Source organism: Micromonospora sp. 15K316, from assembly GCF_004348525.1.
GTDB lineage: Bacteria > Actinomycetota > Actinomycetes > Mycobacteriales > Micromonosporaceae > Micromonospora.
In genome coordinates, this window is the sequence record NZ_SMKG01000372.1 from 1 (window position 1) to 2,978 (window position 2,978).

2 protein-coding genes and 1 pseudogene are annotated in these 2,978 nt (G+C 76.2%); all 3 read left to right on the top strand.

Annotation, left to right across the window (positions count from 1 at the left end):
• A partial coding sequence (locus E1211_RS31520) for a putative sulfate exporter family transporter (protein WP_132353802.1) occupies nucleotides 1-278 on the top strand: 278 nt, incomplete at its 5' end.
• A gap of 300 nt (nucleotides 279-578) precedes the next feature.
• A complete protein-coding gene (locus E1211_RS31525) occupies nucleotides 579-1,754 on the top strand; it encodes a hypothetical protein (RefSeq protein ID WP_132353804.1) in 1,176 nt (391 codons plus the stop codon).
• 58 nt (nucleotides 1,755-1,812) lie between these two features.
• A pseudogene (locus E1211_RS31530) lies at nucleotides 1,813-2,978 on the top strand (lytic transglycosylase domain-containing protein); the annotation flags it as partial.

Here is a 2,978-nt window from a genome sequence, read left to right on the forward strand (position 1 = left end):
GTGCGTCGGGGGCGGGACGGCCCTCCCTGGTGCCGCTCTTCGTCGTCGGCTTCCTGGTCATGATCGCGGTACGCAGCACCGGCTGGCTGCCCGCGGGCGTGCTCGACGGCGCGGCCCTCACCCAGGAGATCCTGCTCTCCGCCGCCCTGTTCGGCCTCGGCAGCGCCGTCCACCTGCCCACGCTGGCCCGTACCGGTGCTCGGGCCGCCGCCCTCGGCCTGAGCGCCTGGGCGGTCGTCGCCGGCGTCTCGTACGCGGGTGTGCTGCTGACGACCTGACCGACGGTCGTCGCGACCGGAGAGCGCCACCCGCGCGGCGGCCGGGTCGCGGGAACGTGCACACCGACCACGGCCGGTCGGCGTCGATCGCCGGGGCAGGTGTGTCAGGCAGCCGCGGTTCCCGTCGAGCCTGCGGGAGGCCCGGTCGACCGGCCTCGGCGTGCGCCGGTCGGGCGCGCGGCCGTGGGTGCCCTCGGTCGGGATTGAACCGGAGCGTCGCCACGACCGTCGACCCTCGTGGGTGACCGGACCAGGGTGCGTCCGGCCGGCCGCGACGGCGTGGAGAGGGAGCAGGGGTTGATGACGCAGACCGGCGAGGTGCGGCAGGAGCAGGCCGCCTTCCATCAGCTGCTGCTGCGGATGGCCGGTCGGCTGCCCGACGAGCTGATCGCCGAGGCCCGGCGCTGGCTGGCCGCGGGCGAACTCGTCGAGATCGCCCAGGCGGTGGTCTTCGCGGCGCTCGCCGCCCGGGTCGCGGTGACCGAGGCCGAGGCGGCGCTGCTCGCCGAGGCGCTCACCGCCGCCGGCGAGGACGTCGAGGCGCTGGCCGAACTGGAGCGATCCGAGGCGGACCCGCAACCGCTGTACGGCGTGGCCCCGGTGAGTCCCGAGGTGCTCACGGAGCATGGCGACGCCGTGCCGTACGCCATCGACCTGACCCAGCCGTACGACGGGCCGGGCGGAGCGGACGAGGTCGACGCCGCCGCCGTCGCGGCGATGCCGTCGCTCACCGCGGACGCCCCGGCCCGGGCGCTCTGGCGTACCTGGCGGTTCCCGGCGATGGGCACCCAGTGGCCACCACCGCGCCGGGTCTACCTGCTGCAGGCCGACGACGAGGCGGCCCTGCCCGGACTTGCCGCCGGGCTCCAGGACGCGCTGAGCGCGGCGGGGGAGGAGAACCCGCAGGTGGAGGCGTTCCTCGACGCCGACGGGCTGCCGGCGTACCAGCGGACCGCACTCGGCTTCTCCGCACTGCTCTGGACCGCGACGCCGGGCGGAACGCCCGCCGTGGCACGGGTCTTCGACACGTTCGAACCCGGCGTCGGCCCGGGCTTCGAGCCCGACCACCCGGAACTCGACGAGAGCGAGGCGGAGCGGGTGGCGCGCTACCTCGACGAGGGCGTGCCGCTGCTGATCACGCCGGACCTCACGCCGGACGTGGTCGACCCGGCCCAGCAGCCCGTGGTGCCGACCGCGTTCCGCACCGACGGACGGTGGATCTGGAGCGACGCGGTCGGCTACTACCTGCGCGGCTACGGCCTGGCACCCGATCCCGCGCTCCTGGCCGACATCCGGCAGCGCGCGTACCAGCCGCCGGAGGTCGACGCCGTGGCGCTGCACCGGGCGCTCTCGGTCCTCTACGCCTCGGCGGCGAGCGGCGTCGACGACGTAGACCGGAGCGAGGCGGCCGACGGGGTGCGGGAGTCCGCCGACGGCGGGGACGTGGCCGGGGAGGCCGTGGCGAGATCGGTTTGAACCGACCACGGATGATCTCCGTCGTACAACCGAGCACCTGGCTTAGGGAGATCGAACAGTGTCCATGGCCTCCGGTGGTGGCGTCCGGTCCCGGCTGCGGCGCGCGCTGCTCCGGCTCGGCGTACCTCGTCGCCTGCTCGGCCGCCCGGCCCGGCGCTGGACGGCCGCCCTGCTCCTGCTCGTGCTGGCCGGGGCGGCCGGGGTCGTGGCGAGCTCCGGCTTCGGCAGCGCCACGGCGGGACAGGCCCCGCTGCTGGTCGGCCGGCCGGTGCCGGCCGGAGAGGCGCGAATTGTCGCCGCGGCGGCGCTCTCCTGCCCGGCGCTCACCCCGGCCCGGCTCGCCGGGCAGCTGATGGCCGCCTCCGGGTTCGACGCCGCCGCGCGGACCCCCGCCGGCAGCGGCCTGGCCGGACTCTCCGACACGTCGTGGGAACGGTGGAAGCCCGGTGTCACCGCGGACCGGGGCGACCACGCCGCCAACGTCACCGCCCTCGCCCACCTCACCTGCGACCTCGTCGGGCAGGTCCGGCAGGCCGGTGTCGAGGGCGACGGGTGGCTGCTGGCGCTGGGCGCGTACCACTCGGGGCTCGCGGCCGTACGCGAGGCCGGCGGGATCCCCGCCCCGGCCCGCGAGTACGTCGACACCGTCGCCGGATACGCCGCCTGGTACGCCCGCCAGCCGCTGGCCGGCGTCGACACCCCCACCACGGCAAACGGTCCGGTCGGGGTTGCGCCCGGTCGCGGCACTCCCGCCACGCCGCTGCCCGACGACTACCTGGCGGCCGTACGCGCAGCCGGCACGCACTGCCCCGCCCTCTCGCCGGCCCGGGTGGCCGCCCAGCTGATGGCCGCCTCCGGGTTCAACCCGAACCTGCTCGGCGCCGACGGTGGACAGGGCATCGCCCAGTTCACCCCGGAACGCTGGGCCCGGTACGCGCCCTTCGCCCGGACCGCCTCACCGTGGGACCCGGGCGCGGCCGTCCCGGCGCTCGGCCACACCATGTGCTCCCTGGTCGACGAGCTCGACGGGGTCGGCAAGGACCCGTACCTCGCGGCGCTGGCCGCGTTCCGGGTCGGCCCGGAGGCGGTACGCCAGGCCGGCGGCGTACCGGAGAACCCGGTGGTTCGCGACTACCTGACCCTCGTCTCGACGTACGCGAGCTACTACGGCGCCGACAGGCGGCTCGCCGGCCCGCCACCACCGCGACCGTCCCGGACCCCGAC

Excerpts from the sequence above, each read along its gene's own strand:
- E1211_RS31525 (WP_132353804.1), top strand. The coding sequence starts at position 579 with ATGACGCAGACCGGCGAGGTGCGGCAGGAGCAGGCCGCCTTCCATCAG.